The following is a 5,259-nucleotide window of genomic DNA, read 5'->3' on the forward strand; positions in this document are numbered from 1 at the left end:
GGCGCTTCTGTATCTGTGTGTTGTTTCAGATACCGCACAGTGGACGCGTAGCTTCTTTGTTGGTAAGTCCTCGGCCGATTAGTACCAGTCACCTACACCCGTTACCGAGCTTCCAGTTCTGGCCTATCAACCCCATGGTCTGTGGGGGGCCTTAACCACTCAAAGGTGGTGAGAAACCTCATCTTGGAACAGGCTTCCCGCTTAGATGCTTTCAGCGGTTATCCCTTCCGAACGTAGCTAACCAGCAGTGCTCCTGGCGGAACAACTGGCACACCAGAGGTTCGTCCGTCCCGGTCCTCTCGTACTAGGGACAGCCTTCCTCAAGTTTCTGACGCGCGCGGCGGATAGAGACCGAACTGTCTCACGACGTTCTAAACCCAGCTCGCGTGCCGCTTTAATGGGCGAACAGCCCAACCCTTGGGACCTACTCCAGCCCCAGGATGCGACGAGCCGACATCGAGGTGCCAAACCATCCCGTCGATATGGACTCTTGGGGAAGATCAGCCTGTTATCCCCGGGGTACCTTTTATCCGTTGAGCGACACCGCTTCCACTTGCCGGTGCCGGATCACTAGTCCCGACTTTCGTCCCTGCTCGAGCTGTCGCTCTCACAGTCAAGCTCCCTTGTGCACTTGCACTCGACACCTGATTGCCAACCAGGCTGAGGGAACCTTTGGGCGCCTCCGTTACATTTTAGGAGGCAACCGCCCCAGTTAAACTACCCACCAGGCACTGTCCCTGAACCAGATCATGGTCCGAGGTTAGAGGTCCAATACGATCAGAGTGGTATTTCAACGATGACTCCACAAACACTGGCGTGCCCGCTTCACAGTCTCCCACCTATCCTACACAAACCGTACCGAACACCAATACCAAGCTATAGTGAAGGTCCCGGGGTCTTTTCGTCCTGCCGCGCGTAACGAGCATCTTTACTCGTAATGCAATTTCGCCGAGTCTGTGGTTGAGACAGCAGAGAAGTCGTTACGCCATTCGTGCAGGTCGGAACTTACCCGACAAGGAATTTCGCTACCTTAGGATGGTTATAGTTACCACCGCCGTTTACCGGGGCTTAAATTCTCAGCTTCGCGCCGAAGCGCTAACCGGTCCTCTTAACCTTCCGGCACCGGGCAGGCGTCAGTCCGTATACATCGTCTTACGACTTCGCACGGACCTGTGTTTTTAGTAAACAGTCGCTTCTCTCTGGTCTCTGCGACCCAACCCAGCTCCGAGAGTAAATCTCATCACCAGACCGGGTCCCCCTTCTCCCGAAGTTACGGGGGCATTTTGCCGAGTTCCTTAACCACAGTTCTCTCGATCGCCTTAGTATTCTCTACCTGACCACCTGTGTCGGTTTGGGGTACGGGCCGTGTACCAACTCACTAGAGGCTTTTCTCGGCAGCATAGGATCACTGAATTCGCCTCAATCGGCTACGCATCACCTCTCAGGCACATGAACGGCGGATTTGCCTACCGTTCGCCCTACAGGCTTACACCAGTACAACCACTGACTGGCCCAGCTACCTTCCTGCGTCACCCCATCGCTTGACTACTACCAGCCAGGGTCATGTGCATCCCTCCACTCGAGACCCGAAGGTCTTCTCGGAAGTTCAGGACACTTAGCACAACTGATTCATCATGGGCGCGGATACACGGGTACGGGAATATCAACCCGTTGTCCATCGACTACGCCTGTCGGCCTCGCCTTAGGTCCCGACTCACCCTGGGCGGATTAACCTGGCCCAGGAACCCTTGGTCATTCGGCGGACGAGTTTCTCACTCGTCTTTCGCTACTCATGCCTGCATTCTCACTCCCGTAGCCTCCACGGCTGGATCACTCCGCCGCTTCCCTGGCTACAGGACGCTCCCCTACCCATCCACACCACTGCACCACCCCCCGCAGGGAATGGCGGATGTATTGTGTGAATGCCGCGGCTTCGGCGGTGTACTTGAGCCCCGCTACATTGTCGGCGCAGGATCACTTGACCAGTGAGCTATTACGCACTCTTTCAAGGGTGGCTGCTTCTAAGCCAACCTCCTGGTTGTCTTCGCGACCCCACATCCTTTTCCACTTAGTACACGCTTAGGGGCCTTAGCCGGCGATCTGGGCTGTTTCCCTCTCGACTACGAAGCTTATCCCCCGCAGTCTCACTGCCGCGCTCTCACACACCGGCATTCGGAGTTTGGCTGATTTCGGTAAGCTTGTAGGCCCCCTAGACCATCCAGTAGCTCTACCTCCGGTGTGAAACACGCGACGCTGCACCTAAATGCATTTCGGGGAGAACCAGCTATCACGGAGTTTGATTGGCCTTTCACCCCTACCCACAGCTCATCCCCTCAGTTTTCAACCTAAGTGGGTTCGGGCCTCCACGACGTCTTACCGTCGCTTCACCCTGGCCATGGGTAGATCACTCCGCTTCGGGTCTAGAACATGCGACTGGAAACGCCCTATTCGGACTCGCTTTCGCTACGGCTACCCCACACGGGTTAACCTCGCCACATGCCACTAACTCGCAGGCTCATTCTTCAAAAGGCACGCCATCACCCACCCAACCGAAGTTGGCGCAGGCCCTGACGGATTGTAAGCGCACGGTTTCAGGTACTATTTCACTCCCCTCCCGGGGTACTTTTCACCTTTCCCTCACGGTACTAGTCCGCTATCGGTCACCAGGGAGTATTCAGGCTTACCGGGTGGTCCCGGCAGATTCACAGCAGATTTCACGGGCCCGCTGCTACTCGGGCACTCACTACGAGAGCCGCCAGGTTTTCGTCTACGGGATTCTCACCCTCTACGACAGGCCGTTCCAGACCACTTCGACTAACCCAACGGTTTCTTACTCTCGCTCATCACGGCAGTGATAAGAAAATGAGCCCCACTACCCCACATGGACAACGCCTGCCGGCTATCACATCCACATGGTTTAGCCTCATCCGCTTTCGCTCGCCACTACTCACGGAATCACTGTTGTTTTCTCTTCCTGTGGGTACTGAGATGTTTCACTTCCCCACGTTCCCTCCACACACCCTATATATTCAGATGCGGGTAACACGACATCACTCGTGCTGGGTTTCCCCATTCGGAAATCCTCGGATCTCAGCTCGGTTGACAGCTCCCCGAGGCTTATCGCAGCCTCCTACGTCCTTCATCGGCTCCTGGTGCCAAGGCATCCACCGTACGCTCTTAAACACTTACTAACAAAGATGCTCGCGTCCACTGTGCAGTTCTCAAACAACACACAAGAAACTGGCTTCGATCACCACCATGCCCACCCACCCCACAAGGGAAGATGCGGTCTGCGTAACCACCAGATCTTGTCGTTATCTTGCCTAAGAGGAAACACTCGCGTGTTCTCTCAGGACCCAACAGTGTGTCGATATATCAACCGCGGGACCAGCCACTGAAGGACCAGCCACAATGCGGGAGAGCTTGTCAGCGTTCCACCCATGAGCGTCCGCCGGAAAACGTATGTTTCCGAAACGGTCTCTGGCATCAACGTTTACCATCCCCGACTCTTCGGGGTGCGATGCAGAAGTGCTCCTTAGAAAGGAGGTGATCCAGCCGCACCTTCCGGTACGGCTACCTTGTTACGACTTCGTCCCAATCGCCAATCCCACCTTCGACGGCTCCCTCCACAAGGGTTAGGCCACCGGCTTCGGGTGTTACCGACTTTCATGACGTGACGGGCGGTGTGTACAAGGCCCGGGAACGTATTCACCGCAGCGTTGCTGATCTGCGATTACTAGCGACTCCAACTTCACGGGGTCGAGTTGCAGACCCCGATCCGAACTGAGACCGGCTTTAAGGGATTCGCTCCACCTCACGGTATCGCAGCCCTCTGTACCGGCCATTGTAGCATGTGTGAAGCCCTGGACATAAGGGGCATGATGACTTGACGTCGTCCCCACCTTCCTCCGAGTTGACCCCGGCAGTCTCTCACGAGTCCCCGCCATTACGCGCTGGCAACATAAGATAAGGGTTGCGCTCGTTGCGGGACTTAACCCAACATCTCACGACACGAGCTGACGACAGCCATGCACCACCTGTACACCGACCACAAGGGGGCCTACATCTCTGCAGGTTTCCGGTGTATGTCAAACCCAGGTAAGGTTCTTCGCGTTGCATCGAATTAATCCACATGCTCCGCCGCTTGTGCGGGCCCCCGTCAATTCCTTTGAGTTTTAGCCTTGCGGCCGTACTCCCCAGGCGGGGTACTTAATGCGTTAGCTACGGCACGGATCCCGTGGAAGGAAACCCACACCTAGTACCCACCGTTTACGGCGTGGACTACCAGGGTATCTAATCCTGTTCGCTACCCACGCTTTCGCTTCTCAGCGTCAGTTACTTCCCAGAGACCCGCCTTCGCCACCGGTGTTCCTCCTGATATCTGCGCATTTCACCGCTACACCAGGAATTCCAGTCTCCCCTGAAGTACTCTAGTCTGCCCGTATCGCCTGCAAGCTTAAGGTTGAGCCCCAAGTTTTCACAGAAGACGCGACAAACCGCCTACAAGCTCTTTACGCCCAGTAATTCCGGACAACGCTCGCACCCTACGTATTACCGCGGCTGCTGGCACGTAGTTGGCCGGTGCTTCTTCTACAGGTACCGTCACTTGCGCTTCGTCCCTGTCGAAAGAGGTTTACAACCCGAAGGCCGTCATCCCTCACGCGGCGTCGCTGCATCAGGCTTTCGCCCATTGTGCAATATTCCCCACTGCTGCCTCCCGTAGGAGTCTGGGCCGTGTCTCAGTCCCAGTGTGGCCGGTCACCCTCTCAGGTCGGCTACCCGTCGTCGCCTTGGTAGGCCGTTACCCCACCAACAAGCTGATAGGCCGCGGGCCCATCTCGCACCGATAAATCTTTCCACCAAAAACCATGCAGTCCTTGGTCATATCCGGTATTAGACCCAGTTTCCCAGGCTTATCCCGAAGTGCGAGGCAGATCACCCACGTGTTACTCACCCGTTCGCCGCTCGTGTACCCCGAAGGGCCTTACCGCTCGACTTGCATGTGTTAAGCACGCCGCCAGCGTTCGTCCTGAGCCAGGATCAAACTCTCCGTTGAAGACTCACAACCACACCCCGAAGGATGCAATCAGAAGAATAACTAGAGTCCGAAAACCTAGCAAAACAAAACGCCAGCAAAAAGATTTGCTGACTAAATGTCCAACCCTACAACCGGGGGGTATGTAAGGCCGGAACCAATTAAATAATTGGCACTGACATTCATCGACACACTATTGAGTTCTCAAAGAACACACGCACACA

Annotated in this window: 2 rRNA genes; both read right to left on the reverse strand. The window is 55.8% G+C overall.

Annotation, left to right across the window (positions count from 1 at the left end):
* Nucleotides 1-58: 58 nt before the first annotated feature.
* A 23S ribosomal RNA gene (locus ACFU4Z_RS36450) occupies nucleotides 59-3,191 on the reverse strand.
* 348 nt (nucleotides 3,192-3,539) lie between these two features.
* A 16S ribosomal RNA gene (locus ACFU4Z_RS36455) occupies nucleotides 3,540-5,056 on the reverse strand.
* Together the 16S and 23S rRNA genes form the textbook arrangement of a ribosomal RNA operon.
* Between the last annotated feature and the right edge of the window lie 203 nt (nucleotides 5,057-5,259).

The sequence above is a fragment of the Nocardia sp. NPDC057440 genome (assembly GCF_042802915.1).
Taxonomy (GTDB): domain Bacteria; phylum Actinomycetota; class Actinomycetes; order Mycobacteriales; family Mycobacteriaceae; genus Nocardia.